The sequence below is a fragment of the Pseudoflavonifractor sp. AF19-9AC genome, assembly GCF_003478995.1.
Classification (GTDB): Bacteria; Bacillota; Clostridia; order Oscillospirales; family Oscillospiraceae; genus Lawsonibacter.
Genome location: NZ_QUGI01000008.1, coordinates 43,652 through 69,459, shown reverse-complemented (window position 1 = coordinate 69,459; position 25,808 = coordinate 43,652). Strand labels below are relative to the sequence as shown.

At 62.2% G+C, this 25,808-nt stretch carries 21 protein-coding genes; 19 read left to right on the top strand and 2 right to left on the bottom strand.

Annotated elements, in window-relative coordinates; genetic code table 11:
- The first annotated feature begins 48 nt into the window (after nucleotides 1–48).
- The 15 genes from purD to DWX58_RS13095 all read left to right on the top strand — a co-directional run bounded on the left by purD (nucleotide 49) and on the right by DWX58_RS13095 (nucleotide 17,100).
- Nucleotides 49–1,305 carry a phosphoribosylamine--glycine ligase gene (gene purD / locus DWX58_RS13165; RefSeq protein ID WP_118644545.1) on the top strand — a complete coding sequence of 419 codons (1,257 nt, stop codon included), beginning with the start codon at nucleotides 49–51 and terminating at the stop codon, nucleotides 1,303–1,305.
- Nucleotides 1,302–1,964: an HAD family phosphatase gene (locus DWX58_RS13160; RefSeq protein ID WP_118644543.1), complete on the top strand. Its 663-nt coding sequence runs from the start codon at nucleotides 1,302–1,304 to the stop codon at nucleotides 1,962–1,964. The genes purD and DWX58_RS13160 overlap by 4 nt, the downstream gene beginning before the upstream one ends.
- 181 nt (nucleotides 1,965–2,145) lie before the next feature.
- Complete coding sequence (locus DWX58_RS13155) at nucleotides 2,146–2,931, top strand: helix-turn-helix transcriptional regulator (protein WP_118644541.1); 786 nt, start codon at nucleotides 2,146–2,148, stop codon at nucleotides 2,929–2,931.
- A 197-nt stretch (nucleotides 2,932–3,128) separates the two neighbouring features.
- Entirely contained in the window at nucleotides 3,129–5,255 is a 2,127-nt protein-coding gene (locus tag DWX58_RS13150; protein ID WP_118644539.1) for a molybdopterin-dependent oxidoreductase, read from the top strand.
- A 6-nt stretch (nucleotides 5,256–5,261) separates the two neighbouring features.
- Nucleotides 5,262–5,735, top strand: a complete 474-nt coding sequence (locus tag DWX58_RS13145; protein WP_118644537.1) for a 4Fe-4S dicluster domain-containing protein — start codon at nucleotides 5,262–5,264, stop codon at nucleotides 5,733–5,735.
- Nucleotides 5,736–5,821: 86 nt separating this feature from the next.
- Entirely contained in the window at nucleotides 5,822–6,358 is a 537-nt protein-coding gene (locus DWX58_RS13140; RefSeq protein WP_118644535.1) for a 4Fe-4S dicluster domain-containing protein, read from the top strand.
- Nucleotides 6,359–6,373: 15 nt separating this feature from the next.
- Nucleotides 6,374–7,735: a [FeFe] hydrogenase, group A gene (locus tag DWX58_RS13135; RefSeq protein ID WP_118644533.1), complete on the top strand. Its 1,362-nt coding sequence runs from the start codon at nucleotides 6,374–6,376 to the stop codon at nucleotides 7,733–7,735.
- 145 nt (nucleotides 7,736–7,880) lie between these two features.
- Nucleotides 7,881–9,089 (top strand): DUF401 family protein, encoded by a 1,209-nt coding sequence (locus DWX58_RS13130; protein ID WP_158579290.1) that lies wholly within the window; start codon nucleotides 7,881–7,883, stop codon nucleotides 9,087–9,089.
- A 40-nt stretch (nucleotides 9,090–9,129) separates the two neighbouring features.
- A complete protein-coding gene (locus DWX58_RS13125) occupies nucleotides 9,130–11,052 on the top strand; it encodes an AAA family ATPase (protein ID WP_118644529.1) in 1,923 nt (640 codons plus the stop codon).
- A gap of 39 nt (nucleotides 11,053–11,091) precedes the next feature.
- The gene (glp, locus tag DWX58_RS13120; RefSeq protein ID WP_118644527.1) at nucleotides 11,092–12,303 is read left to right on the top strand and encodes a gephyrin-like molybdotransferase Glp; all 1,212 of its coding nucleotides are present in this window, start codon (nucleotides 11,092–11,094) and stop codon (nucleotides 12,301–12,303) included.
- Nucleotides 12,300–13,415, top strand: a complete 1,116-nt coding sequence (mobB, locus tag DWX58_RS13115) for a molybdopterin-guanine dinucleotide biosynthesis protein B (RefSeq protein ID WP_118644525.1) — start codon at nucleotides 12,300–12,302, stop codon at nucleotides 13,413–13,415. The genes glp and mobB overlap by 4 nt, the downstream gene beginning before the upstream one ends.
- Before the next feature lie 188 nt (nucleotides 13,416–13,603).
- Entirely contained in the window at nucleotides 13,604–14,728 is a 1,125-nt protein-coding gene (locus tag DWX58_RS13110; protein WP_118644523.1) for an iron ABC transporter substrate-binding protein, read from the top strand.
- Between the two features lies 1 nt (nucleotide 14,729).
- Nucleotides 14,730–15,812 carry an iron ABC transporter permease gene (locus tag DWX58_RS13105; RefSeq protein WP_118644521.1) on the top strand — a complete coding sequence of 361 codons (1,083 nt, stop codon included), beginning with the start codon at nucleotides 14,730–14,732 and terminating at the stop codon, nucleotides 15,810–15,812.
- Nucleotides 15,809–16,558, top strand: coding sequence for an ABC transporter ATP-binding protein (locus DWX58_RS13100; RefSeq protein WP_118644519.1), 750 nt, complete (start codon nucleotides 15,809–15,811; stop codon nucleotides 16,556–16,558). Before DWX58_RS13105 ends, DWX58_RS13100 begins: the two co-directional genes overlap by 4 nt.
- A gap of 11 nt (nucleotides 16,559–16,569) precedes the next feature.
- Nucleotides 16,570–17,100 carry an FmdE family protein gene (locus tag DWX58_RS13095; RefSeq protein ID WP_118644517.1) on the top strand — a complete coding sequence of 177 codons (531 nt, stop codon included), beginning with the start codon at nucleotides 16,570–16,572 and terminating at the stop codon, nucleotides 17,098–17,100.
- Between the two features lie 131 nt (nucleotides 17,101–17,231).
- Here the strand turns inward: DWX58_RS13095 and nifJ are convergent, their stop codons facing one another.
- Nucleotides 17,232–20,780, bottom strand: a complete 3,549-nt coding sequence (gene nifJ / locus DWX58_RS13090) for a pyruvate:ferredoxin (flavodoxin) oxidoreductase (protein ID WP_118644515.1) — start codon at nucleotides 20,778–20,780, stop codon at nucleotides 17,232–17,234.
- 439 nt (nucleotides 20,781–21,219) lie between these two features.
- Here nifJ and DWX58_RS13085 point away from each other — a divergent pair, with 439 nt between their 5' ends.
- The gene (locus tag DWX58_RS13085; protein WP_118644513.1) at nucleotides 21,220–22,737 is read left to right on the top strand and encodes a YifB family Mg chelatase-like AAA ATPase; all 1,518 of its coding nucleotides are present in this window, start codon (nucleotides 21,220–21,222) and stop codon (nucleotides 22,735–22,737) included.
- A gap of 72 nt (nucleotides 22,738–22,809) precedes the next feature.
- Here the strand turns inward: DWX58_RS13085 and DWX58_RS13080 are convergent, their stop codons facing one another.
- Nucleotides 22,810–23,331 carry a GGDEF domain-containing protein gene (locus DWX58_RS13080; protein ID WP_158579289.1) on the bottom strand — a complete coding sequence of 174 codons (522 nt, stop codon included), beginning with the start codon at nucleotides 23,329–23,331 and terminating at the stop codon, nucleotides 22,810–22,812.
- 272 nt (nucleotides 23,332–23,603) lie between these two features.
- Here DWX58_RS13080 and DWX58_RS13075 point away from each other — a divergent pair, with 272 nt between their 5' ends.
- From DWX58_RS13075 to DWX58_RS13065, 3 genes are all read left to right on the top strand, one after another.
- A complete protein-coding gene (locus DWX58_RS13075) occupies nucleotides 23,604–23,882 on the top strand; it encodes a helix-turn-helix transcriptional regulator (RefSeq protein WP_118644509.1) in 279 nt (92 codons plus the stop codon).
- Nucleotides 23,883–24,010: 128 nt separating this feature from the next.
- Complete coding sequence (gene thiI / locus DWX58_RS13070; RefSeq protein ID WP_118644507.1) at nucleotides 24,011–25,177, top strand: tRNA uracil 4-sulfurtransferase ThiI; 1,167 nt, start codon at nucleotides 24,011–24,013, stop codon at nucleotides 25,175–25,177.
- Nucleotides 25,178–25,189: 12 nt separating this feature from the next.
- Nucleotides 25,190–25,762 carry a GNAT family N-acetyltransferase gene (locus DWX58_RS13065; protein WP_118644505.1) on the top strand — a complete coding sequence of 191 codons (573 nt, stop codon included), beginning with the start codon at nucleotides 25,190–25,192 and terminating at the stop codon, nucleotides 25,760–25,762.
- Nucleotides 25,763–25,808: the final 46 nt, after the last annotated feature.

The following is a 25,808-nucleotide window of genomic DNA, read 5'->3' as shown; positions in this document are numbered from 1 at the left end:
ATTCAACCGCTGCGAGGCTTTTCTCGCCGATTAAATTGAGGTGTTATTATGAACGTATTAGTCGTGGGCGGCGGAGGCCGCGAGCACGCCATCTGCTGGAAGCTGGCCCAGAGCCCCCGGGTCACCAAGCTCTACTGCGCACCGGGCAACGCGGGCATCGCCCAGGTGGCCCAGTGTGTGCCCATCAAGGCCACTGACGTGGAGGGCATGGTGAAGTGGGCCAAGGAGAACGCCATGGATTTTGTGATGGTGGCTCCCGACGACCCCCTGGCTCTTGGCATGGTGGACGCCCTGGAGGCCGCGGGCATTCCCGCCTTCGGCCCCAAGGCCAACGCTGCCATCATTGAGGCCAGCAAGGCCTTCTCCAAGGAACTGATGAAGAAGTACCACATCCCCACCGCCAAGTACGAGACCTTCACCGACATGGACAAGGCCCTCCGCTACATTGACGAGCAGGGCGCTCCCATTGTGGTGAAGGCCGACGGTCTGGCCCTGGGCAAGGGCGTGGTGGTGGCCTCCACCGTGGAGGAGGCCAAGACCGCTGTCCGGGAGATGATGGAGGACCATAAGTTCGGTCAGAGCGGCTCCACCGTGGTCATTGAGGAGTGCATGGTGGGCCCCGAGGTCACCGTGCTGGCCTTCTGTGACGGGGAGCACCTGGTCCCCATGCTGTCCAGCCAGGACCACAAGCGGGTCAATGACGGCAACCAGGGCCCCAACACCGGCGGCATGGGTGCCTTCTGCCCCTCCCCCAAGTACACCCCCGAGCTGGCCAAGGAGTGCATGGAAACCATCTTCCAGCCCACCGTGGCCGCGCTGAAGGCGGAGGGCCGCCCCTTCAAGGGCGTCATCTACTTCGGCCTCATGCTCACCAAGGACGGCCCCAAGGTAGTGGAGTACAACGCCCGCTTCGGCGACCCGGAGACCCAGCCCATCCTGTCCATGCTGGACAGCGACCTGCTGGACATCTTTGAGGCCTGCGTCAACGGCACTCTGGATCAGGTTGACATCAAGTGGAAAAACGGCGCCGCCTGCTGCATCGTGCTGGCCTCCGGCGGCTACCCCGTGAAGTACCAGAGCGGCTACCCCATCTCCGGTCTGGAGGAGGCGGGCAAGTCCGCGGTGGTCTTCCATGCGGGCACCAAGCTGGGTGAGAACGGCGAGTACCTCACCGCCGGCGGCCGGGTTCTGGGCGTTACCGCCGTAGGCGGCAGCCTGGAGGAGGCCATTGCCAACGCCTACGAGGCCGCCAAGCCTATCACATTCCAGGACATGCACTTCCGGAGGGACATCGGCAAGGTATGATGGAGTTTCCCTTTGACGGCGTCGTCTTCGACGTGGACGGCGTGCTCTTTGATACGGAGCGTCTGGGCTGGAGCAATTGGCAGGCCGTGGGGCAGGAGATGGGCTGGCCCCAGGCGGGTGACCGCTACCTGGATGTAGTGGGACAGAACCGCGCAGACATCCGGAGAAAGCTCACCGAGTTTTTTGGCCCCCAGTTTCCCGTGCAGGAGTTCATGCTCACCTGCTCTCAGCGGGGACAGGAGCGCATCGAACGGGAGGGTGTCCCGCTGAAGAGCGGTGTGCGGGAAATTCTTTCCGCCCTGCAGAAGGCGGGGGTCCCTCTGGCTCTGGCCACATCCACCGGAGCCGACCGGACCCAGCGCCGTCTGGAGCTGACCGGGCTGGGTCCCTTCTTCCGGTCTGTCATTACCGGCGACCTGGTGGAGCACAGCAAGCCCCACCCGGAGATCTATGAGATCGCCTGCCGCAGCCTGGGCACCGACCCCGCCCGCACCCTGGCGGTGGAGGACTCCCGCAACGGCATCCTCTCCGCCCACGCCGCCGGCATGGCGGTGGCCATGGTCCCCGACCTCATCCCCCCTACGCCGGAGCTGGAGGCTCTGCTGTGGGGCCGGTTTGACAATCTGTCCCGGCTGCAGGAGCGGCTGGGGCTGGCCTAAGCGCCTGCGCCTCTCTGGGAGGGATTTTCCCCAAATGGCGGGAAAATCCCTCCTTTTTGCCCACTGCAACCGCTGGTTGTCAAATTGTATTCCATTTTTGGTTGCCATGACGTCCTCTTTTTGCTATCCTTACCCTTGCCAAGCGGCCCTTGCAGCGTTTTGTATTCAGGAGGTTTTCCCCATGGAATTTCAGCAGCGGCTCTATGAACTGAGAAAGCAGTCTGGTCTGTCCCAGGAGGGGCTGGCCGATCTGCTGGGCGTCACCCGCCAGGCGGTGCAGAAATGGGAGTCCGGCGCCTCCCGCCCGGACATGGACAACCTGGCCGCCTTGGCCCGGTACTTCAATGTCACCCTGGACTACCTGGTCACCGGGCAGGAGGCCGCACCCCCCGACTTCGGTCCGGCCCCCACCATCGTGAACAACTATTACAACACCTTTCAGTATGAATATAAAAGCAGCCGCACCCTTTTCGGCCTGCCCCTGGTCCACATCCGGTTGGCCCACCGGGGGATGGGCGTAGCCAAGGGAATTTTTGCGGTGGGCAACATCGCCGTGGGCTTCTTCACCCTGGGTGGCCTCTCTCTGGGCTTGTTCAGCTTTGGCGGTATCTCCCTGGGCCTTCTTCTGTCTCTGGGCGGCCTCTCCCTGGGCGGCATTGCCATCGGCGGATGCGCCGTTGGCCTGCTGGCACTGGGCGGGTGTGCCGTCGGGTGGCTGGCTGTGGGCGGAGGAGCCTTTGGAGCCTACGCTGTGGGCGGAGGGGCGGTGGCCTCTCGGATCGCCGTGGGCGGCTCCGCCTCAGCCCCCCTGGCCATCGGCAAGGAGTCGGTCTCGGGGGCAATGACCTTCCTGTGGGACAGCGACCCCGCCCTGATGCGGGAGGCCATTCACCAAAGCGTTGCCCACCTCCCCGGCATCCTCCGCACCTTCGTGGAAGGAGTACTCTGTCTGCTCCTGCCGGGGTAACCGATTCTGCGGGCCGCGCACTTCTCCAAGTGGGGAGGTGCGCGGCCTTTTTCTTTTTGCCATTTGCAAATATTTAACGGTGTTTTCACGCCGGATTTGTTATAATGGTGAAAATGCTGAAGAAGTGTGTCCGCCCATTCCGGGCAGGATATTTGGCCGCACCCCAGAATGCGGCCTCAGAGAACGGAGGAACCCCTATGACCGACGCAAAACAGACCGGCTCCACAGGCGGAGCGATCACGGTCCACAAGACTTGCTGCGGTATCTGCAACGCCTATTCTCACTGCGGCATCGACGCCTATGTCCAGGACGGCCGCATCATCAGGGCGGAGGGCTCGGTGGACAATCCCCACTCCCAGGGCAAGCTCTGCCCCCGGGGCGCAGGCATCCGGCAGTATGTCTACAACCCGGAGCGGATCCTCCACCCCCTGAAACGGGTGGGCGAAAAGGGCGAAGGGACGTTTGAGCCCATCAGCTGGGAGGAGGCCTACCAGCTCATTGCCGACAAGCTGAAGGGCTACCGGGCGGATTTTGGGCCGGAATCGGTGGCCTTTGTGGCCGGCTTTTCCAAGTGGTACCGGCCGCCCCTGCAGCGCCTGGCCTCCAGCTTCGGAAGCCCCAACTACATCACCGAGGGCAGCTGCTGCCAGGAGGCCCACAAGATGGCCTGGTGGCTGGTATTCGGCGGCATCGCCTCCGCCGACATCGTCAACGCCCAGGTGGTGATGATCTGGAGCCGCAATCCCTTCTACTCCAACATGGACAATAACCGGGCTTTTTATGAGCAGCTGGAGAAGGGCAAACCCTTTATCGTGGTGGACCCCCGCAAGACCTCCTTCACCCAGAAGGCGGCCATCCACCTGCAACTGAAGCCGGGCACCGACGGCGCTCTGGCCCTGGGAATGGCCAACGTCATCATCCAGGAAAAGCTCTACGACCAGGAGTTCGTGGAGCACTACGTCCACGGTTTTGAGGAATTTGCCCGCCTGGCGGCCGAGTACCCCCCGGAGCGGGTGGAGCAGATCACCGGCGTCCCCCGGGAGCTCTTTATCCGGGCCGCCCGGCTCTATGCCGGAGCTAAGCCTGCCGCGCTGCTCACCTCCGCCTCTCCGGTGGTGCACCACGTCAACGGAGTGCAGAACTACCGGGCGGTGGTCTCCCTGGCCGCCCTCACGGGGAATTATGACATTGAAGGCGGCAACCGGGTCATTCCCTCCGGCTACCTTCTGGTCACTGGCTTTACCCCCAGCAACGAGAAGGAGTACCTGGGCCACTTTACCTTCGACGCCCCCGCCATGGGCCACCGTGAATTCCCCGTGTGGGCGGAATTTCTCCCGGAACAGGCCCAGGGCATGCTGCTGCCCAAGTACATCCACGAGGAGAAGCCCTACCCCATCAAGGCCGTGCTGGGCTTCGGCATGAACCACATGATGTGGCCGGACAGCACCTACATGCTCAGCGCCCTGAAAAAGCTGGACTTTTTTGTGTCGGTGGACCTCTTCATGACGGAGACCTGCCGCTATGCCGACATTGTTCTCCCTGCCTGCACCTCTCTGGAACGCAGCGACGTGAAGATCTTTGCCGATGGCTACGTCCAGTGCTTCCCCCCGGCCATTGAGCCTCTGGGCGAATCCCGCCACGACATCCAGATCATCTTTGACATCGCCAAGGCTCTGGATCTGGACGACCCCCATCTGCGCATGAGCTATGAGGAGTACATGAACTTTATCCTGGAACCCACCGGCCTCACCGTGGCGGAAATCCAGGCCAACGGCGGCATCATGCGTCCCCACCACACCCTGCCCCCCTACCAGGAGCGCAAGTATCGGGACCACGGCTTCCCCACGCCCACGGGCAAGGTGGAGCTGGCCTCCACCGTGGTGGAGAAGTACGCCCAGGAGTACGGCTACGACGTGGTGCCCCAGTACCGCAGCTTTGATGAAGTCTATCCCCAGTACGCCGACCGGGAGACCTGGCCCCTGATGATCAACACCGGCTCCCGCCGCCCTCAGTATATGCATACCCGCACCTACCGCATGAAGTGGATCCGGGAGCTGGAGCCCAACGACCTTCTGGATCTCCATCCCCAGGACGCGGAGAAGCTGGGCATTCAGTCCGGGGACCGGGTGCGAATCACCACCCCCAGCGGCAGCATCGGAGCCACCGCCAACGTGACGGCCACCGTCTTCCCCGGGGTGGTGCACATGTACCACGGCAACGAGAAGGCCAACACCAGCTATCTCATGGACCACGATTTTCTGGACCCCTTGTCCGGCTATCCCGGCTACAAAAACTTCCCCTGCAGGGTGGAAAAGGAGGTGTAACAGACCATGACAGTCGGAACCATCATCAAATTGAATCCGGAGCGCTGCGTGGCCTGCTACGCCTGCGTGGTAGCCTGTCTGGACGCGCACTGTGCGGTAGACGAGGACGGCCCCATGCTGCGCCGGGCCATCCGGGTGGAGACGGACCAGGGTGAAATCCACTGCGCCTCTCTGGGCTGCATGCACTGCGAGGACCCCAAATGCATGGCGGTCTGCCCCACCAAAGCCATCTACCGGGACCGGGAAACTCAGCTGGTCCAGGTGGATCCCGGCAAGTGCATCGGCTGCCACTCCTGTCTGGTGGCCTGTCCCTTTGGCGCACCCGCCTTCACCAAGGGAAACAAGATGGTAAAATGCGACGGATGCATCCAGCGGGTGAAGGAGGGCCGTCTTCCCCTGTGCGTACAGACCTGTCCCTCCAAGGCGCTGACCTTTGAACTCCCCCGCACCGGCGGGGAAGAATCCGGCCCCAATCCCTGAGGCTGCGCTTTTCTTCCGTTTCTTTCCCGCTCGAGCTTGAAGAAAATCTCTGCCTATTCTGCTGTAATGAGAGGATTTAACGTCACATGAAAACGGATTTTGGCTTTTTTATTGCTGCAGATCCCGAACTGTGCACCGGCTGCAAGGCATGTGAGCTGGCCTGCTTCTCTGCCCACAGCGGCTCGGCCCCCGGCAAGACCGTGGGCTCCCTGTCCGGCTTTGTCACGCCCAATCTGCACGTAGTCCGGACCGCCGGGGGCTGGTCGCTGGCCACTTGCCGGCACTGTGAGGATGCCCCCTGTCTCAACGTCTGTCAGCCCAAAGCAATTACCCGCCGGGGGCACGAAGTCGTCGTCGATCCCGCCCTGTGCACCGGCTGCTCCGACTGCATCCCCGCCTGTCCCTTCGGGGCCATTTCCATTGTACCCCGGCGCGATTTTGCTTCTCAGGACTCCTGCGGCATGGCCGCACGGAAATGTGACCTGTGCCAGGACTCTGCGGATGGACCGGCCTGTGTCCGCGCCTGTCCCAACGGCGCGCTGCGTCTCGTTGACCCCGAATGCGAACGCCGCCAAAAGGGTGTGCAGGCGGTAGAGACGCTTATCGCGCTGTCCAAGCTATGAGGAGGGGATAAGGCCATGACATACATCACCATCGACCAAACTCTGTGCATCGGCTGCCGGGAATGCGCAAAGGTCTGCCCCGCTGACGCCATCCAGGGCCTGCCCGGGCAGCCCCAGTCCATCGATCCCCAGCGGTGCGTCATGTGCGGCCAGTGTGTTCAGAAGTGCAAGTCCTACATTGCCCCCTCGTTTGACATGAGCCGCTACACTGCCATACGGCGGGAGCGCAACATTCCTCAGACTGTGCTGGAGCCTCTGTTTGCCGCCCATTTCCAGAGCCAGCTGCCCCAGGTCAAGGCAGCGCTGCAGGATCCACAGACGGTCTGTTTCGTCCAGTGTGCCCCCTCCGTCCGGGTGGGCATTGAGGAGGAGTTCGGCGGTGCCCCCGGCAGTCTTGTGCCTGGAAAGCTCTCTGCCGCGCTGCACCGCCTGGGCTTCGACTATGTATTTGACACCAATTTCGCCGCCGATCTGACGGTGGTGGAGGAGGGCACCGAGCTCATCCACCGCATCCTCCACAACGAAACCCTGCCCATGTTTACCTCATGCTGTCCCGCATGGATCACCTGGCTGGAGCGTAACCACCCCGACCTGACCAAGCACCTCTCCAGCTGCAAATCCCCCCAGCAGATGGCGGGGGCACTGTTTAAAACCTACGCGGCCAACCGCCTGGGTGTCTCCCCGGAAAACGTGGTTTCCATTGCCGTCATGCCCTGCACCTGCAAGGAATTTGAAAGCCAGCGCCCGGAGATGAACGTCTCGGGATATCAGGACGTGGACGTGGTCATCACCACCCGGGAACTGGCCTGGCTGATCAAAGAAGCGGGCATCTCCTTCTCCACCCTGCCCGACCAGCCCTTTGACTCCCCGCTGGGCGAATACTCCGGCGCCGGCGCCCTCTTCGGCGCAACCGGCGGCGTCATGGAGGCGGCACTGAGAACAGGGTACGAGCTTGTCACCGGCGAAAAATTCCCCGCCATCGACGTCTCCGCCGCCCGCGGCTCGGACGGGTTCCGTACCGCGGAGGTGGATGTGGGCGATTTGAAGCTGCGCATCGGCATTGTCACCGGGCTGGAGCATGCCAAGCCCGTCATTCAGCAGCTCCAGGCAGGCACGCTGGACCTCCATTTCATCGAGGTCATGGCCTGTCCCCAGGGCTGCATCTCCGGCGGCGGACAGCCCAAGCTCCTTGTGGATGGGGATAACCCCCTGGTCTGCTCGGCCCGCACCGCCTCCATTTACGCCCACGATAGGGCTCTTCCTCTGCGCCGCGCCCACGAAAATCCTGCGCTGCAGGAGCTGTACCAACAGTTTTTGGAGCACCCCGGCGGAACGGTCAGTCACCGTCTGCTTCACACCAAGTACAAGGAACCATAACCCCCGCGGGGCACATGTGTCGGATTCTGTCCCTTTCCTCTCCGGCTGTTTCTTCCGCCTGTCATAGTCCACAGCGTTTCCTGGTGCAATGCAGAGCGGTATTTCTTCCATTCCCCGCCATCCCATTCATAATCAGGAGGACGCTATGGAATTGCTGAAAATTGCCGCGGCCTTTGCCGTTGTGTTCGTTTTGCTCAACATGAAGTTCCCTCTGGTGCTGGGGATGCTGGGAGGAACCGGCCTGCTGCTGGTCCTCTTCGGCATCTCCCCCATGGACTTTGGAGCAGTCGCTCTGGATTCGGTCACCAGCTGGAGCACGCTGGAAGTGGTCCTGGCCCTCTACATCATCAACGTGCTCCAGGGCATCCTGGAGCGCCGCAAGCGACTGGAGCTGGCCCAACAGGCCATGAACCGCCTCTTGAAGGACCAGCGGCTCAACACCGCACTGGCCAGTATTTTCATCGGAATGATGCCCGCCCCCTCTGCTGTCACCATCTGCGGACAGATGATGGATGAAATGGCCGGGGACCACCTCACCAAGTCGGAGAAGGCCTGCTGCGCCAGCTACTACCGGCACATTACCGAGGGCGTTCTCCCCACCTATCCCACAGTCATCATTGTATGCAGCCTCAGCGGCGTGTCCCCCTCTTCCTTCGTGCTGGCTATGCTGCCCATGGTGGCCGTCCTGATCGGCCTGGGATTTTTGTACTACCTGCGCAAGGTCCCCAAATCCAGCCAAGAGCCCCAGAACACCGGCTTCTCCCCTGTCCAGAGCCTGCGTCAGCTGCTCTCCAGCCTGTGGACCATCCTGGCCGCCATTCTCATGATTGTCCTGTTCCAGATGCCCGCATGGCTGGCCGTGTCCATTGTGATCGGTGTGGCCATTTTTGTGGAGCGCTTCAAGCCCATGGAATTGGCCGATCTCTTCCGGCGCGCCTTCGACTGGCGGGTCATTCTGGGCACCTTCGCCGTTTTTGTGTTCAAAGATACCCTGATGTTCACCGGAATCTTTGAGCGGCTGCCCGACTATTTTTCCGCCCTTCCCATCCCCCTGTTTCTCACCCTGGCCCTGCTGTTTTTCTTCGGCACTCTGGTGGCCGGCTCCAACGCGGTGGGTACCGCCTTCACCCCGCTGGCCTTCCAGGTCATGGACGGAGGCGTGGCTCAGCTGGTCCTGCTCATGGGCTTTGCCTACTCTGCCAGCCAGATCAGCCCCACCCACGTCTGTCTACCCATCGCCTCGGAGTACTTCGGCATCAGCCTGGGCGCTCTGGTGAAGAAAATTTTCCCCCTCGTTCTGACCTACTGTGTCATTCTGGTGGGATATTACCTGTTCCTGGGGCTCATCCTGTAAGCCCCCTCCCCATTTTGCTTTGTTATGGAGTGAATCCCCCATGCCTTCCATTCAGGTATATCTGCTCCAGCGCCCGCGGGTTTTGCTGGACGGCGTTCAACTGCATTTTTCCTATAAGAAGATGGAGGCTTTGCTCTATTACCTGCTGACGGAGGGGCAGGCGGAGCGAAGCTCTGTGATTGGCCTGCTCTGGGATGACGCGGACAGCCCCCAGGCCTACCAGAACCTGCGCCACGCCCTGTACGCCCTCCGGCGGGAGCTGGGTTTTCCCTTCCTGGATTCCAGCTATAAGTCCAGACTGCAGCTCAATCCCGAGCTGACCATCTCCTGCGACCTCTGGGATTTTCTCCAGCGAAAGGACCTGGACGCCTATCAGGGAACGTTTCTCCAGGACTTTACTCTGCGGCACGCAAAGCCCTTTGACGAGTGGCGGGAGGCCTGGCAGGTGCGCCTGCACGACCTCTTCCTGAAAGAACTGGGTACCCAGGCCCGGGAGGCGGTCCAGCTGGGGGATGTCCCCCGGGCAATCCGGCTGGCCCAGCGCTGCCTGGAAGAGGACCCCACCGACGAGAGCATGACGGTGCTGCTGATGCGCCTTTACCGGAAAGAGAATCAGTTTGTGAAGGCCTCCACTCTCTACCAGGACCTGGCCCGGCGTCTGGAGGATGAGCTGGGCATCACCCCGCTGAAGGAGACCACCTCGGTCTATTACGAGATCCTCAACACCTGGAACAACGCCGCCACTCAAACCGGCTCCGACGTCAGCCCCATGCCGGTGGGAAAAAAGCAGCCCAGAAAGCTCCTTCACGAGGCCCTCGACCGGCTGCGCTCCGGACAGGAGCGGGCCGGAGCCCTGCTTCTGCAGGGGGAGCCCGGCGTTGGCAAGAGCTTTCTGCTGGAATATGCCCGCCGTCTGGCCCAGGAGCAAGGAATTCGCACGGCCATGACCAGCTGCTACCCCACTGAACAGGACATCCCTCTGCGCCCCTGGTACTCTCTTATGATGCAGGTCTGCGCCGCCTCGGATACCTCCATGGCCCACCTGTGCCCCGGGCTCATTCACCTGGATGGTTCCCATGGAACTCCGGATGTTTTGGCTATTCAAGAAGAGCTTCTGACCGCTCTGGCCCAGTCCGCACAGCAGCAGCCCTTCCTGCTCATCTTTGAAGACATCCACTGGATGGATCCGGCCAGTCTGCTGGTGCTCCACCAGATCCTGCGCCGACTGCGCAATGAGCGTCTTTTTATCCTGTGCTCCTGCGGCGCACGTCCCTCGGAGCGCACCCAGGCCTTCCTCCTGGAGGGCAGGCAGGACGGTCTGCTGGAGGTGCGCACCATCCGGGGGTTTTCTCCCCAGGAGACCCGGGAATTTTTGTCTCTCTCCGGCCTGCCCCACTGCTCGCCGGAGCTGGCCGATAAAATTTACGCCTATACCGGTGGAAACGCCCTGAAAATCCGTCAGCTGCTGCCCGCCCTGACCGAAGAGGCACCCGAAGCGGCGCTGGAGAAAAAGCTGGAGCAGCTTCTTCTCCTAAGGCTTAACAACCTGCTCCCGGAGTCCCGCCAGCTGCTGGACCTGATCTCCATTTTTCCGGAGGGCGCGCCCTTCTCCGTACTGCGGTCGGTCACCGGCCGCTCCCGGCTGGAGCTTCTCTGTATCTGCGACGATTTGGAGCGCCGCCTGCTCATTGAGGAGCAGCAGGAGGGGGCGGAGTCGATCTTCACCCCCACTCCACCCATTCGGCCTCTTTTGGCCCGGCAGCTCTCCCGGCTGACGGGGCGGATTCTGCATCTGCGGGTGGCCGACTGTCTGGAGCATCTCTCCGGTCTGCCGGAAGCGGTCCGGCTGGAGCAGTGCGCCTACCACTTTTCCCAGGGAGGTGAGGCGGAAAAGGCCGCGCAATGCCGCCTTCGCCTGAACCGTCTCCCGGCTTCCCATTCATCGTTCCCGGATGGGGTGTAACGCCCCATCCTTCCAGTTCCCCTTGAGGAGGTCCTTTTTATGGCACATACCTATCTTCCCCTGGAAGAGGCTGTTTCCCTGCTGCTGGAACAGTTTTCCCCTATCCCCGCCGCAGAGGAGGTTCCCCTAATTCAGGCGCTGAACCGCGTGTCTGCCGACGACGTGACCGCTGCGGTGGACCACCCGCCCTTTGACCGCTCGCCCCTGGACGGCTACGCCGCCCGCAGCGAGGATCTGGAAGGGGCCTCCCCCTCCTCCCCCGCGGTTCTGGAGGTCACGCAGCGGATTTACGCCGGACAGGTGCCCGCCGGGCCCGTACAGCCCGGCACCTGCGCCCGGATTATGACCGGCGCTCCCATCCCCCCCGGCGCCGACTGCGTCATTCGCCAGGAGGACACCGACTATGGGGAAGAGCAGGTGCATATCTTTGTCTCCTCTGCCCCCCACCGCAACATCTGTGACCGGGGGGAGGACCTGCGGAAGGGCACGCCTATTCTGTCCCGAGGCACCGTTCTGACCCCCGCCCACCTGGGGGTGCTGGCCGGGCAGGGCATGGACCGGGTCTCTGTCTTTGCCCCTCTGACGGTAGGTGTGCTGGCCACCGGCGACGAGCTGGTGTCTCCGGGCACTCCTCTGCCCTCGGGAAAGATTTACAACAGCAACGGCACCTATCTCTCCGCCCGCCTTAATCAGCTGGGGATGTATGCCACGGTGGAGGACCGGGGCGCAGACCGGCTGGAGGTGCTCACCGCCTCTCTGGAGGCCCTGCTGGACCGATGCGGCGCCGTAATCTCCACCGGAGGTGTATCGGTGGGCGAAAAGGACCTGATGCCCGCCGCCCTGGAGGCCCTGGGGGCCCAAATTCTGTTCCACGGCGTGGCGGTGAAGCCCGGCTCCCCGGTACTGGCCGCCTCGGTGCGGGGCAAGCCGGTCCTCTGCCTGTCGGGCAACCCCTTTGCCGCCGCCGCCACCTTTGAAGTCCTTGCCCGGCCCCTGCTGTGCCGCCTGGCCGGTTGGAAGGACCCCATGCCCCGGCGAGTGGGAGGCGTGTTGACCGAGCCCTTCCCCAAGGCCAGCCCCGGCCGGCGGCTGGTGCGGGCCCGGCTGGAGGGCAGCGCCGTGTCTCTCCCCTCCGGGGAGCATGTGTCCGGCGCGCTGTCCGCCCTTATCGGCTGCAACTGCCTCATTGACATTCCGGCGGGTTCCCCGCCCCTGGCCGCCCATACACCTGTGGAGGTGGTGCTGTTGTGACAAATGGTCTTCCTTCCGCCGGTTTCTCCCCTCAGAGGACAGAGACCGTGGGTGCGCTGCTCCTGGCGGGTGGACAAAGCCGGAGAATGGGCCGGGACAAGCGGGCGCTCCCCTTCGGCGGCTCCCGCTTTGTGGACCTGGTGGCCCGGGAGCTGGAGAGCTATCCGGAGCGTCTCTTTTCGGTGGCGGACCCTCAGGAAGTTCCGCCCCCTGGCTTTACTGTGGTTTCCGACCAAAGGCCCGGCTGCGGCCCCCTGGGGGGGATCGTGGCCGGTCTGGAGGTCTGCCGCTGTGACGCTCTGCTGGCGGTGGCCTGCGACATGCCTCTGTTCCGGGCTGGGCTGGCCCACTATCTGGAGGCGTTTCTGTGCGACAGCTACGACGCCTTTCTCATCGCAGATCGGACGGGCCGCGTCCACCCCCTGTGCGGCATTTACCGAAAAACCGCTCTGCCCGTGCTGAAGGAGCAGCTCCTGGCAGGGCAGTACCGCCTGATGAGTGCACTGGAGCGCCTGCGGGTGAAGTATGTTCCTCTGGAGCACTCCGCCTACCCCGACCGGCTGCTCACCAACGTCAACACCTGGGAGGAGTATCAGGACCTCCTTCGTTCGGAGCGCCCTACCCCCATTCTGACGGTGTGCGGGGTAAAAAACTCCGGCAAGACCACCTTTTTGTGCCGCCTGATTCCCAAATTGAACCGCCTGGGCCTGAAGGTGGCCGCCATCAAGCACGACGGTCACGATTTTGAGCCGGACCGTCCGGGCACCGACAGCTATCGCCTGCTCCAGGCGGGCGCCCAGGGCGTGGCCGTCTACTCCCACAGCCGGTATCAGCTGGTCCGCCTTCAGGAGGACGTCCAGGCCGGACAGTTGGCCCAGGTCTTTGACGACGTGGACCTCATTCTTCTGGAGGGGGGCAAGCACTCCCCCTACCCCAAGGTGGAGTTGGTCCGTGCCCCTGTCTCCAGCTGCCCGGTTCTGCCCCCGGAGGAGCTGCTGGCGGTGTGCACCAATCTGGAGAATACGGACTGGGGCATTCCCCGACTACCCCTGGAGGACGGAGCCGCAGCCGCCCGGTGGATTGCCCATTGGCTGACCTCACAGGCGCTTTGAAGCTCTTCGGGTGTCTTTTTACCGCTTGAGCCTGCACGGACCTGGCCGTGCAGGCTTTTCACAGCGGAAGAAATCCGCGCCCGGCTTGTGTTCCGCCCGGATATTTGTTATACTGGTAAGCCGCAGGTAATGACCTGTTCTTTTTGTGTAAATCCCATCTGCCCTTGACGCTCAATAAGGAGAATCTCATGAAGCGAATCTGTTCTCTGCTCCTGGCGGGAATCCTCCTGCTGCTCCCCCTGTCCGCCTGCTCCGCCCCGGCGCAGTCCGGTGAAGCCTCCGGTTCCTCCGGCGATTCCCAGACCCGTACGGTGGTGGACATGCTGGGCCGTGAGGTGGAGGTACCCACGAACATCAAGCGCATCGTCTGCACCGGCAGCAACGCCCTGCGCATGGTGAGTTACCTCCAGGCCACCGACCTTCTGGTGGGGGTGGAGGAGACAGATCTGGCCTATGAGACCTCTACCAAGCGTGATTACGCCCATGTCTACTACGATACGTTTCAGGATTTGCCTGTCATCGGCAAGGGCGGCGGCACCGCCTACACCGCCTATCCCGAGGAAGTGCTGGCGGCTGACCCGGACGTCATTCTCACCTGCTACGTGCAGGAGGCCGCCGAGCAGCTGCAAAATGAGACCGGTATTCCGGTGGTGAGCATCCGCAGCGCCAGCGCCAACTTCATTGACCAGGACTGGCAGGACGCCCTGAACCTGACTGCCGACCTGCTGGGCAAAGAGGAACGATGCCAGGAGCTTTTGGACTACATTGACACCTGCAAAGCGGACCTGCAGGCCCGCTCCGCCTCTGTCCCGGAGGAGGACAAGCCCACCGTCTACACCGGCGCAGTTACCTTCTCCGGCAGCCACGGCTTTGCGGGCACCTACGCCAACTTCGGTCCCTTCCTGGCGGTAAACGCTCGGAATGTGGCGGATGAGACGGAGGAGGACGCCTTCTTTGAGGTGGATCTGGAGCAGGTTCTCATGTGGGACCCGGACATCATCTTTCTGGACCCGGGCAACCTGTCCCTGGTGGAGGAGGAGTACGCCTCCAACCCAGACTTCTTTCAGGCCCTCACCGCGATTCAGGAGGGGCGGGTCTATACCATGCCCTCCTTCAATAACTACTCCACCAGCACCACCTATTGTCTCATCGACGCCTACTTCACCGGCACCGTGCTCTATCCGGAGCAGTTTGCCGATGTGGACCTGGAGGCAAAGGGAAATGAAATTCTGACCGAGTTTTTGGGCAAGGCCTACTTTGACGAGATGGAGGCCGACGGACTTTATTACGGAACGATCCATTTAGGTGAGTAACATGCTGGACAAACGCCCGGGCGCGGCCGCGCCCTCCTATTCTCAATATATCTTCCGGAAGTGGCTGGTACTCCTGGGGCTGCTGCTGATTCTCTGTGCGGCGGCGGTGTTCTCCATCTCCGTGGGATCCTCCGGGCTGTCCATTCCCCAGGTGCTGGCCGCTGTGGTGGGTCGGGGCTCCGGCCAGACGGGCACCATTGTCTGGAACATTCGCATGCCCCGGGTGGTCACCGGAATGGTAGTGGGCGCCGCCCTGGCTCTGGCCGGGTGCGTGATGCAGAATGTGCTGCGCAATCCCCTGGCCTCCTCCTCCACCCTGGGTGTGTCTCAGGGGGCCTCCTTCGGGGCGGCCTTCGCCATTGTGTGTCTGGACGCGGGGGCCCAGGTCAACGCCAGCACCTCCGCCTCCTCCGCCATCTCCATCACCAATCCCTATCTGGTTACCCTGTGTGCCTTTGTGGGCAGTTGCCTCACCACCGCCGTCATTCTGGGCCTGTCCCGCATTGCCCACGTCTCCCCCGGCAGTATGGTGCTGGCCGGGGTGGCCCTGAGCTCTATGTTCAGCGGCGGCACCGCCCTCATCCAGTACTTTGCCGACGACGTAAAGGTGGCCTCGGTGGTATATTGGACCTTCGGCGATCTGGGCCGGGCCAGCTGGAAGGAAATTGCCCTGATGGCTGTGCTGACCCTCCTGGCCTTCCTCTATTTCCTCTATAACCGCTGGAACTACAACGCCATGGAGGGGGGCTCGGACACCGCCAAAAGCCTTGGCGTGTCTGTGGACCAGCTCATCCTGGTGAGCATGGCCCTCTGCTCCCTCATCGCCGCAGTCTCCACCGCCTTTGTGGGTTGCATCAGCTTCATCGGCCTCATTGCGCCCCACATGGTGCGCCCCTTTGTGGGCAACGACCACCGCTTCCTCATCCCCGCCTCCGCCCTCATGGGCGCGGTTATTCTGGTGCTGGCTGAGCTGGCCTCCCGCACCATTCTCTCCCCCAGCATTCTCCCCATCGGCGCCCTGACCTCCTTCCTGGGGGCTCCGGTCTTCCTCTACCTGATTTTCAGACGGGGGGTGCGGAAATGATCGAGATTCAGAACCTCTCCTTCGCTTATGGAAAGCGCCCGGTTCTGAAGGGCGTCAGCTTTTCCGCCGGGCCGGGGGACTGCGTAGCCATTCTGGGCAACAACGGCGCGGGCAAATCCACCCTCATCACCTGCCTCAACAAGATCCGCACCCCGGACGGAGGCAGCGTACACGTGGATGGGCGGAATGTGGCGGAGATGAGCCGGGCGGAATCTGCCCGGACCATCGCCTATGTTCCCCAGAAGAATGAGCTGGGCCAGACCACGGTGTTTGACGCGGTGCTTCTGGGGCGGAAGCCCTACATGAAGTGGGGGCCCACTCCACAGGACTATGAAATTTGCCAGGCCATGCTGGACCGGGTGGGGCTGGGACCGCTGAAGCTGCGGCCCGTCAATGAGCTCAGCGGGGGCGAGGCCCAGAAGGTCATGCTGGCCCGGGCCTTCGTGCAGCAGCCCAGGCTGCTCCTTCTGGACGAGCCCACCAGCAGTCTGGACCCCAGAAACCAGTATGAGATGATGGGACTGGTGGGGGAAATGGCCCGGACCAATGCCATCGCCGTGCTGGTGGTGCTCCACGACCTGAATCTGGCTCTGCGGTGCTGCAGCCACTTTGTATTTCTGAAGGACGGTCTGGTCTACGCCGCCGGGGATGCCTCGGTGGTGACGGAGCAGGCCCTGCGGGACGTGTATGAAATTGACGCCTCCCTCATCACCCACCAGGGGAAAAAATTTGCCGTCATCGGCTAGGAGTGTGTGTTATGGACAAAGAGAAACTTTGGGAAAAGGCCATCGCCTTCCACGGACATGTGTGCCCGGGCATTGCCATTGGCTATCAGGCGGCCCTCTATGCCATCCAGCTTCTGGACCTGACCTTCTCGGAGGACGAGGGCGTGGTCTGTATTTCGGAGAATGACGCCTGCGGCGTGGACGCCATTCAGGCCATTCTGGGCTGCAGCGTAGGCAAGGGCAACCTGCTCTTCCACATGACGGGCAAGCAGGCCTTCTCCTTCTACTGCCGCAAGAGCGGTAAATCGGTACGCCTGGTGCTGCGCCAGCGGCCGGCTGGCATGAGCCGGGAGGAGTCCCTCCACTACATCAAGGACGGAGAGCCCAGCGCTCTCTTTGATGTAAAGGAAACCAAAATCGCCCTTCCCGAGCACGCCCGGCTCTTTGACTCCTACGTCTGTGAGTGCTGCGGCGAGGTGACCGGGGCCAACTGGATCCGCCTCCAGGGCGGAAAGAAGCTGTGTGTAGACTGCGCGGACTCCTACAACCGCTTCTCCGTGTGAGAAAATAATCAGAAAGCCGAGCGCCTGTCCGGTTCCAAAGCCGGACAGGCGCTTATTTCCTTCTATGAAAAAGCCCGGGAGCGGAATATCCGCTCCCGGGCTTTGCTGTTTATGGGGATGACGGTGGGACCTTAGTCCTCCTCGTACATCTTGACCAGACGAGTCAGCTTGTCGTAACGCTTCTTGGCAGTCTCCTCGTTGAGGGCGAACAGCTCCTTGGCGCGCTCGGGGAAGGAACGGGTCAGGGAGGAGTAACGGGCCTCGTTCATCAGGAACTCCTGATAGCCGCCAGCGGGGGCCTTGGAGTCCAGAGTGAAGGGGTTCTTGCCCTCGGCCTTGGCAGCGGGGTTGAACCGGAACAGGTTCCAGTAGCCGCACTCCACAGCCTTCTTCATCTCGGCCTGGCAGTTGGCCATGCCGCCCTTGATGGAGTGCATCTCGCAGGGAGCGTAGCCAATGATGAGGGAGGGACCGTGATAGGCCTCAGCCTCGGCAATGGCCTTCAGGGTCTGGTTGGGATTGGCGCCCATGGCGACCTGAGCCACATAGACGTAGCCGTAGGTCATGGCGATCTCAGCCAGGGACTTCTTGGCCACGGTCTTACCGGCAGCAGCGAACTGAGCAACCTGGCCGATGTTGGAGGCCTTGGAAGCCTGTCCGCCGGTGTTGGAGTACACCTCGGTGTCGAAGACGAAGACGTTCACGTCCTCGCCGGAAGCCAGCACGTGGTCCACGCCGCCGAAGCCGATGTCGTAGGCCCAGCCGTCGCCGCCGAAGATCCACACGGACTTCTTGGACAGGTACTCCTTCTCAGCCAGGATGGCGGGAGCGATGGTGCAGCCCTCGGCGGCAGCCTTCTCCAGCTCAGCGATCAGGGCCTTGGTGGCCTCAGCGTTGGCGGTGCTGTCGTCCTGGGTGTCCATAAAGGCCTTGGCGGCAGCCTTGAAGGCCTCCGAGGACTTGTCGGAGTCGGCCATCTCCTGAACCTTGGCAATCAGGCGGTTGCGGATAGCCTTCTGGCCCAGATACATGCCCAGACCGTGCTCGGCGTTATCCTCGAACAGGGAGTTGGCCCAAGCGGGACCATGACCCTCGGCGTTGGTGGCGTAGGGAGAGGTAGCAGCGGGGCCGCCCCAGATGGAGGAACAGCCGGTGGCGTTGGAGATGTACATCCGGTCGCCGAACAGCTGGGTGATGAGACGGGCATAGGCGGTCTCGGCACAGCCGGCGCAGGAGCCGGAGAACTCCAGCAGAGGCTTCTTGAACTGGCTGCCCTTCACGGTCAGGTCGGCCATATCCTCCTTGGCAGCAACCTTCTCCACCATGTAGTTGAACACGTCCTGCTGAGCCAGCTCCTGCTCCTGGCCGACCATGGTCAGAGCCTTGGTGGGACAGACGTTGGCACACACAGAGCAGCCCATACAATCCAGGGGGCTGACGGCGATGGAGAACTTGTAAACGCCCTTGCCCTTGCCGGCCTTCACGTCCACGATCTTGGCGGCGGCGGGGGCAGCAGCGGCCTCCTCCTCAGTCAGAGCGAAGGGACGGATGGTGGCGTGGGGGCAGACATAGGCGCACTGGTTACACTGGATACACTTGGCGGAATCCCAGGTGGGCACGGAGACGGCCACGCCGCGCTTCTCATAGGCGGCAGCGCCCAGCTCGAAGGTGCCGTCGGCGTGATCCACGAAGGCGGACACGGGCAGGCTGTCGCCGTCCATGCGGTCCACGGGATCCAGGATGCTCTCCACCATCTTGACCAGCTTGGCGGGACCGGAGAGCTTGCTCTCCTTGGGCTCGTCCACAGCGTTGGCCCAGTCGGCGGGCACGTCGTACTTCTTGTAGGCGGTGGCGCCGGCATCAATGGCCTTGTGGTTCATGTCCACGATGTCCTGGCCCTTCTTCAGGTAGGAGTGAGTGGCAGCATCCTTCATGTACTGGATAGCCTCGGTCTCGGGCATCACCTTAGCCAGAGAGAAGAAGGCGGACTGGAGAATGGTGTTGGTGCGCTTGCCCATGCCGATCTCCCGAGCCAGGTCGATGGCGTTGATGGTGTACAGCTGGATGTTGTTCTGGGCAATGTAGCGCTTGGCAGAGGCGGACAGGTGGTGGGCAACCTCCTCGTCAGACCACTGGCAGTTGATCATGAACACGCCGCCGGGCTTGACGTCGCGGACCATGGGGAAGTCCTTGGTCACGTAAGAGGGGTTGTGGCAGGCCACGAAGTCGGCCTTGTTGATGTAGTAGGGGGAACGGATGGGCTTGTCGCCGAAGCGCAGGTGGCTGATGGTCACGCCGCCGGTCTTCTTGGAGTCGTACTGGAAGTAAGCCTGCACGTACTTGTCGGTGTGGTCGCCGATGATCTTGATGGAGTTCTTGTTGGCGCCCACGGTGCCGTCGCCGCCCAGACCCCAGAACTTGCACTCGATGGTGCCCTCAGCAGCGGTGTTGGGGGCGTCGTGCTCCTCCAGAGAGCTGTTGGTGACGTCGTCCACGATACCGATGGTGAAGTGATCCTTGGGAGCGTCCTTGGCCAGGTTCTCATAGACAGCAAACACGCTCTTGGGCGGGGTGTCCTTGGAGCCCAGACCATAGCGGCCGGCCACAACGGTCTTGTCGGTGATGCCGGCGCCAGCCAGAGCAGTGATGACGTCCATGTACAGAGGATCGCCCAGAGCGCCGGGCTCCTTGGTGCGGTCCAGAACGGCAATCTTCTTGGCGGTGGCGGGGATGGCGGCAATCAGCTTGTCGGCGCGGAAAGGACGATACAGACGGACCTTGATGAGACCCACCTTCTCGCCGTGGGCGTTCAGGTAGTCAATGACTTCCTCGGCCACGTCGCAGATGGAGCCCATGGCGATGATGACGCGGTCAGCGTCGGCAGCGCCGTAGTAGTTGAACAGCTGATAGTCGGTGCCCAGCTTGGCGTTGATCTTGCCCATGTACTCTTCCACGATCTCGGGCAGGGCCTCATAGTACTTGTTGGCCGCCTCACGGTGCTGGAAGAAGATATCACCGTTCTCGTGGGAGCCGCGCATGGTGGGATGCTCGGGGTTCAGAGCGCGCTTGCGGAAGGCCTCAACGGCATCCATGTCCACCATCTCAGCCAGATCCTTGTAGTCCCAGATGGCGACCTTCTGGATCTCGTGGGAGGTACGGAAGCCGTCGAAGAAGTTGATGAAGGGAACGCGGCCCTTGATGGCAGCCAGGTGGGCCACAGGAGCCAGGTCCATAACCTCCTGCACGTTGCCCTCAGCCAGCATGGCAAAGCCGGTCTGACGGCAGGCCATGACGTCGGAGTGGTCACCGAAGATGTTCAGAGACTGAGCAGCCACGGTACGGGCGGAGACATGGAACACGCCGGGCAGCAGCTCGCCGGCGATCTTGTACATGTTGGGGATCATCAGCAGCAGGCCCTGAGAGGCGGTGTAGGTGGTGGTCAGGGCGCCGGCATTCAGAGAGCCGTGCACAGTACCGGCAGCGCCGGCCTCAGACTGCATCTCGATGACCTTAACGGTGGTGCCGAAGATATTCTTCTGGCCCTGGGCGGCCCACTGGTCCACATAGTCGGCCATGGGGCTGGACGGGGTAATGGGGTAGATGCCGGCTACTTCGGTAAAGGCGTAGCTGACATATGCGGCCGCATTGTTGCCGTCCATGGTTTTGAACTTTCTTGCCATAGAGTTCCCTACTTTCTTCCTTATTTGGCGGACCGGCGGAGGACCGCCTGTCCATTGTCCACGAAGGTCAGCCTGCATTTTGTCTCGTTCCGCTCCTCACGGACTGTAAAGTTATAAAGATCATAACCATTTCATTATAACTTCACATGACAGCGCCGCTCCCCAACAGGCAGGGAGCGGACAGGCTTTTCAACGCCCATAAGTCTATCACTTTTTTGGGGGTTTGTAAATCCGAAGAAGTGAAATTTTTCCGTCTTTTTTCCCATTGCATATGTAAAAAATTATACCTGTACTCCTTGTTTTTGGAAAATGAATCGGACGGCGGGACAGCCCCTGTCAGCGCCCCTTCTCCACGTTGCAATCCCGGCAAAAAAAGGGTAAAATGAGAGCAATCCAATGCGGCCCCGGGCCGCTTGTTCCGTAAGGAGGCGCTGGTCCTATGGTATCTTCCATCCGTTCTTTGGGGCTGCACGGTGTGACCGGCTATCCGGTGTCGGTGGAGTGCGACCTGTCCGGCGGTCTGCCCGCCTTCAATATTGTGGGTCTGCCTGATACGGCGGTCAGCGAGGCCCGGGAGCGGGTGCGTGCCGCCATCAAAAACTGCGGCTTCTCCTTTCCGGTCAGCCGCATCACGGTGAATCTGGCCCCCGCCCACCTAAAAAAGGTGGGCACCCTCTATGACCTGCCGATCTTGGTGGGCATCCTGTGTGCCGGGGGACAGCTGAAGCTGTCCGGTCCCTCCTGCGCCTTTGTGGGGGAGCTGTCCCTGTCCGGACGGCTGCGCCCCTGCGCGGGCATGTTGCCCATGGCCCTGCGTGCCAAGCGGGAGGACATTGAGGCCCTTTACGTGCCGGAAGAAAACGCCGCCGAGGCCACCCTGGCGGAGGGACCGGCCATCTATCCAGTGCGGGACCTGGGGCAGCTGGTGCGCCACCTCACCGGAGAGGAGCCTATCCCTCCTGCCTCCCCCTGGCAGCCCGGGGAGCACACCCGCCCCTACCCCGACTTCTCCGAGGTCAAGGGCCAGGAGCAGGTGAAGCGGGCCCTGGAGATTGCCGCGGCGGGCAGCCACAACGTCCTCATGTCCGGCCCGCCGGGGTCGGGCAAGTCCATGCTGGCCCGCCGTCTGCCCTCCATTCTCCCCGACATGACCCGGGAGGAGGCCCTGGAAGCCACGGAGATCCACTCGGTGATGGGGCTCACCTCTCCGGAGCACCCCCTCATTGACCTGCGACCCTTCCGCTCCCCCCACCACACCATCTCCCCCATCGGCATGTCCGGGGGCGGCTCCAACCCCCGGCCGGGGGAAATCTCCCTGGCCCACAACGGGGTGCTGTTTCTGGACGAGCTGCCCGAGTTCCCCAAGGAGGTGCTGGAGGTGTTGCGCCAGCCCCTGGAGGACGGACAGGTGCAGATCTCCCGGGCCGCCGGTACCGTCACCTACCCCAGCCGGTTTATGCTGGTGTGCGCCATGAACCCCTGCAAGTGCGGTTGGTACGGTCACCCCTCCGGGCGGTGCCGCTGCACCGAGGGCGAGGTGAAAAAGTACTTATCCCGCCTCTCTGGCCCTCTGCTGGACCGCATGGACCTCTTTGTGGAGGTGGGCGCCCTCAACTTTGACGAGCTGTCCCAGCGTCAGCCCAGCGAACCTTCCGCCGCCATCAAGGCCCGGGTGGACCGGGCCCGGGCCATTCAGGCGGAGCGCCGGGCCGTCACCGCCGTTCCCTGCAACGCCCGGCTGGGCCGGGAGGGGCTGGACCGGTACTGCGCTTTGGACGAGGGGGGACAGAGACTCATGAAGGGGGCCTTTGAGCACATGGGGCTCACCGCCCGGAGCTATGACCGGATTCTCCGGGTGGCCCGGACCATTGCCGACCTGGACGGCAGCGAGACCATCCGCTCCGACCATCTGGCCGAGGCCCTCCAGTACCGCCCGCCGGAATACCTGCAGCGGTGAAGGCTGTCATAACCATATACAAAAAAGACAGGGCCGGAGATACAGATCTCCGGCCCCGTTTTTATGCCTCGTTCAGCGGATCCAGCTGAGAAATACCCTTCCCTTCCCGTTTCGTTTCACCTGGTAAAGGGCCCGATCGGCCCCTTCCATCAATTCCTGATAGCTGGTACCGTACCCACAGGCTCCCACACTGGCAGAGACATGCAGCGCCTCCTCGCCCTGGGCCACCCGGTGGCAAATCTCCTCACCCAAATCTACAAGGGCCTGTCCATCGGACACCTCCCAGAGAACCAGTACAAACTCGTCTCCTCCCAAGCGCCCCGCCACAGCGTCAGGGCCTCCCACTTGGCGCACGACCTCGGACACCATCCGAAGCACCTCATCCCCCTTCAAATGGCCCCAGGTGTCATTGATCTGTTTCAGATCGTCCACATCGATCACCAACAGGGCCATTCCATCGCCTCCGGCGGCCAATATCCGGTCCACTTCCGACATCAGACCCCGGCGATTATAAAGCCCGGTCAGGGGATCCACAGAGGCCATCCGTTCCAGCTGAGCCAGATGGGTAAACGGATCCACCTGCAGATATTCCAAAAGGGCAGGAATTCCCGCAAATGAATACGACTGCCCCTCTGTCTGAAGACAACCTGTCCACACCCCGTCCTCCCAATGCAGATGAACCATATAGTCTCGTTCCACGCCGCCTCCCCCTTGACCCAACGCATTTCTAAATCGCTTTGAACCTCATAGCATATAGCGACATTTTATTCCACCCCACCTCTTTTGTCAATTATAAATATCATTTTGATAATGTATAGTTGCCAATTTGATTGTAGAATAATGAACTGCAAAAGGTGGTGATGCCTATGATGTCAGAAAAAATCAAACTGCTGCGGGAACGCTCTGGCTGGACACAGGCTGAGCTGGCTCGCCGGCTGGTCACGACCCGCTCCAGCGTCAACGCCTGGGAGAGCGGCATCTCCATTCCATCCACCCAGTATATTGTGGAACTCTCCCGCATTTTTGGGGTCTCTACTGATTATCTGTTTGGTTTGAAGCAAAACCAATCTCTGGACATCTCCGGCCTCCCTCCCGAACAAGTTGCCACTCTGGTGCAGCTGGTGGAATTTCTGCGCCGAAGCTAACATCCTTTTGCGCCGCTCTGCGGCGCTTATATTTTGCCCGACCCCCTCTCCGGCTGGACATTCCGGCGGTTTTCCGGTATAATAGCCTGGAATTTTGGGGTTTCCCACAGAAAGGAACCAACGGGAATATGAACGAGATGATTTTGCTCAAGCTGGGCGAGCTGGTGCTGAAGGGCCTCAACCGCCGCAGCTTTGAGGACAAGCTCCAGGCCAATATCCACCGCCGCCTCAACAATCTGGGCCAGTTCCGGGTCTACACCCGTCAGTCCACCACCTATGTGGAGCCCATGCGGGAGGACTGCGACATGGACGGCGCCTGGGAGGCCATGAAGAAGGTTTTCGGCGTGGTGGGCCTCAGCCGGGCCCGGGCCTGTGAGAAGGACAAGGACGCCATCCTCCAGGCCTGCCGGGAGTATCTGGATGAGCGGCTGAAGAGCGCCCGCACCTTCAAAGTGGAGACCAAGCGGGCGGACAAGACCTTCCCCATGACCTCCATCCAGCTGAGCCAGTATGTGGGCGGCGAGCTTCATGAGCTCTACCCCAACCTGCAGGTGGACGTCCACCACCCGGAGCTCACCGTCTACGTGGAGATTCGGGACTACGCCGCCTTCGTCCACGCCAACCCCGACCCCGGCGCCGGCGGCCTGCCCGTGGGCATCAACGGCCGGGCGGTGGCCCTGCTGTCCGGGGGCATCGACTCCCCGGTGGCCTCCTGGATGATTGCCAAACGGGGCGTGGCCCTGGAGATGGTCCACTTCTTCTCCTACCCCTACACCTCCCCTGAGGCCAAGGACAAGGTCATCGAGCTGGCCCGACTGCTCACCCCTTACACCGGCCGGCTCACCGTCCACGTGGTCCCCTTCACTGCCATTCAGGAGGAGCTGCGCCGCTCCTGCCCCGAGGAGCTCTTCACCATCATCATGCGCCGCTTTATGATGCGTATTTCTGAGGCGGTGGCCCGCCGCTGCGGGGCCAAGGCCCTGGTCACCGGCGAGTGCCTGGGCCAGGTGGCCAGCCAGACCATGGAGGCCATGGCCGTCACCGGTGCGGTGGTAGAGATGCCCATTCTCCGTCCCTGCGTGGGTCTTGATAAGGAGGAGATCGTCCAGATCGCCCGAAAGATCGGCACCTTTGAAACCTCCATCCTGCCCTATGAGGACTGCTGCACCGTCTTCACTCCCCGCCATCCCCGGCTGCGTCCCCTCCCCGGCGAGGTGGAGGCCGCTGAGAGCAAGCTGGACATCGAAGGAATGGTCCGTGCCGCCGTGGAGGGCATCGAGCGCATCCACGTGTAAGGAGGAAGGGTTATGGCACTTCGTCTGGCCCGGCCGGAGGACGCCCCGGCCCTTCTGGCCATCTACGGCCAGTATATTGACACCACCATCACCCTGGAATATGAGCTGCCCGGCGAGGCGGAATTTACCCGCCGCGTCTCCACCACCCTGGAGCGCTACCCCTACCTGGTGTGGGAGGAGGACGGCGCTGTGCTGGGCTACGCCTACGCCCATCCGGAGCGGACCCGGGAGGGGTACCAGTGGAATGCAGAGCTGTCCATCTACCTGGACCGGTCCGCTGTGGGCCGCGGGCTGGGAACGCGGCTGTTCGGCGCTCTGCTGGATCTGCTCACCGCCCAGGGGGTCCGAACGGTGTATGGTGTGGTCACCCTCCCCAACCCCGCCAGCGAAGCACTCCACCACGCCTTCGGCTTTCATGAGCTGGGGGTGCACCGGAACACGGGCTACAAAAACGGGAGATGGGTTGACGTGGTTTGGTTTGACCGGGCTCTGTCCTCCTACCCCCAGACCCCTGCCCCTGTCATCCCTCTGCCCCAGCTGGACTCCGGGATTCTGGAGGACATTCTTGCCGCCCGAAGCCGGTAATAGAGCCAAACTTGCAACAAAAAAGACTCCGCAGCGCTTTCAAAGG

Bases quoted from the DNA above. Each gene is read 5' to 3' on its own strand.
- DWX58_RS13105 (WP_118644521.1), top strand. From the start codon at position 14,730: ATGCTGGACAAACGCCCGGGCGCGGCCGCGCCCTCCTATTCTCAATAT.
- DWX58_RS13150 (WP_118644539.1), top strand. From the start codon at position 3,129: ATGACCGACGCAAAACAGACCGGCTCCACAGGCGGAGCGATCACGGTC.
- purD (WP_118644545.1), top strand. From the start codon at position 49: ATGAACGTATTAGTCGTGGGCGGCGGAGGCCGCGAGCACGCCATCTGC.
- DWX58_RS13140 (WP_118644535.1), top strand. From the start codon at position 5,822: ATGAAAACGGATTTTGGCTTTTTTATTGCTGCAGATCCCGAACTGTGC.
- thiI (WP_118644507.1), top strand. From the start codon at position 24,011: ATGAACGAGATGATTTTGCTCAAGCTGGGCGAGCTGGTGCTGAAGGGC.
- DWX58_RS13130 (WP_158579290.1), top strand. From the start codon at position 7,881: ATGGAATTGCTGAAAATTGCCGCGGCCTTTGCCGTTGTGTTCGTTTTG.
- DWX58_RS13155 (WP_118644541.1), top strand. From the start codon at position 2,146: ATGGAATTTCAGCAGCGGCTCTATGAACTGAGAAAGCAGTCTGGTCTG.
- DWX58_RS13100 (WP_118644519.1), top strand. From the start codon at position 15,809: ATGATCGAGATTCAGAACCTCTCCTTCGCTTATGGAAAGCGCCCGGTT.
- DWX58_RS13125 (WP_118644529.1), top strand. From the start codon at position 9,130: ATGCCTTCCATTCAGGTATATCTGCTCCAGCGCCCGCGGGTTTTGCTG.
- DWX58_RS13110 (WP_118644523.1), top strand. From the start codon at position 13,604: ATGAAGCGAATCTGTTCTCTGCTCCTGGCGGGAATCCTCCTGCTGCTC.
- glp (WP_118644527.1), top strand. From the start codon at position 11,092: ATGGCACATACCTATCTTCCCCTGGAAGAGGCTGTTTCCCTGCTGCTG.
- DWX58_RS13095 (WP_118644517.1), top strand. From the start codon at position 16,570: ATGGACAAAGAGAAACTTTGGGAAAAGGCCATCGCCTTCCACGGACAT.
- DWX58_RS13135 (WP_118644533.1), top strand. From the start codon at position 6,374: ATGACATACATCACCATCGACCAAACTCTGTGCATCGGCTGCCGGGAA.
- DWX58_RS13085 (WP_118644513.1), top strand. From the start codon at position 21,220: ATGGTATCTTCCATCCGTTCTTTGGGGCTGCACGGTGTGACCGGCTAT.
- DWX58_RS13075 (WP_118644509.1), top strand. From the start codon at position 23,604: ATGATGTCAGAAAAAATCAAACTGCTGCGGGAACGCTCTGGCTGGACA.
- DWX58_RS13160 (WP_118644543.1), top strand. From the start codon at position 1,302: ATGATGGAGTTTCCCTTTGACGGCGTCGTCTTCGACGTGGACGGCGTG.
- nifJ (WP_118644515.1), bottom strand. From the start codon at position 20,780: ATGGCAAGAAAGTTCAAAACCATGGACGGCAACAATGCGGCCGCATAT.
- DWX58_RS13145 (WP_118644537.1), top strand. From the start codon at position 5,262: ATGACAGTCGGAACCATCATCAAATTGAATCCGGAGCGCTGCGTGGCC.
- DWX58_RS13065 (WP_118644505.1), top strand. From the start codon at position 25,190: ATGGCACTTCGTCTGGCCCGGCCGGAGGACGCCCCGGCCCTTCTGGCC.